Here is a 1,001-nt window from a genome sequence, read left to right as displayed (position 1 = left end):
TCCCACCGCATGGCCGTGGTCCACCGGGGGCAACCCGGTGGGCAGGGGTTTGGGCGCCAGGTAGGTGATCCGGCCCGAGGGGAAGGGCTCCACCTCGCCGGCATGGTGGCGTTTGTGGTCAGGGCTCGATTTTGCCGATTGGGTCATGGGTACAGGTCCAGGGCGGTCAGGGGTTGGTGGATGGGCCGCCAGAGCGGGTCGGCCCCGGGCGACTCGTCCGAGGGCGTGACCGGGAAGGCGCTGTCCGGCGTCAGGCGCAGCAGGTAATCGCGATGCTGGTACGCGTTGTCCGGCTGGCGGGTCTCCAGCCGCACCATGACCACCAGGTCGCGGGTCATTAAGCCGTACCGGGTTTTCTCCGCCTCCGGCACCGTAAAGCGCAATTGCAGGTGGTCCTCATCCTCCGGGATGGTCATGGACCCGATGACGTCTGTCGCGCAGCGCTCCCGGAGATGTGTTCGAATGCCTGCTTGGCAGCCCCTTTCCCGCATCAGGCCCGCTGCCGCGCCGGCGCCTTTTCCCCGGCGTAAACCTGGGCGTAGATTTCCGTGACCGGCCGGGTCGGCTGGGCGTCGATCAGGGCCTGTACCCGTTGGCTCAGGCGCTTGAGCTCGTCGCTGGGCCGGGCCCTTTGATCTTCAGGCAAGGGTTGGGACCAAGCCTCCATCGCCGGAGGCAGGGACCGGTTCAGCAATCGCTGGAGCTTGCGGTTTTCCCACTCCACCATCCGGTTGGGCAGGGTCCAGAAGGTCATCACGTGGTAGAGGTACCAGAAGAAGGTGTAGATCCAGCCCACTTCGCCGGCCTTGCGCCGACGGCGGACATTGCGCCGGGCGGCGTGGAAGAAGGCCACGCCTTCCTCCTTGGGCGCATGGTCCCCGGTCATCAGCTCGCCGTGGGGCTCGATCTCTTCCAACGTATTAACCTCATACTCCATGTAGGCGCGCAGGGCCTCCCAGGTGCTGATCGACAGCGGCAGGCCGTGGGTCGGGAACTCCAGG

1 protein-coding gene and 1 pseudogene are annotated in these 1,001 nt (G+C 66.4%); both read right to left on the bottom strand.

Annotated elements, in window-relative coordinates; genetic code table 11:
* Positions 1-143: 143 nt before the first annotated feature.
* Positions 144-416, bottom strand: coding sequence for a hypothetical protein (locus tag EZI54_RS23895; RefSeq protein ID WP_131484340.1), 273 nt, complete (start codon positions 414-416; stop codon positions 144-146).
* Between the two features lie 74 nt (positions 417-490).
* Positions 491-1,001, bottom strand: a pseudogene (locus EZI54_RS23890) (hypothetical protein); the annotation flags it as partial.

Source organism: Marinobacter halodurans, from assembly GCF_004327985.1.
GTDB classification, from domain to species: domain Bacteria; phylum Pseudomonadota; class Gammaproteobacteria; order Pseudomonadales; family Oleiphilaceae; genus Marinobacter_A; species Marinobacter_A halodurans.
The sequence above is the reverse complement of the archived record's forward strand: the minus strand, read 5'-3'. Positions and strand labels throughout refer to the sequence as shown.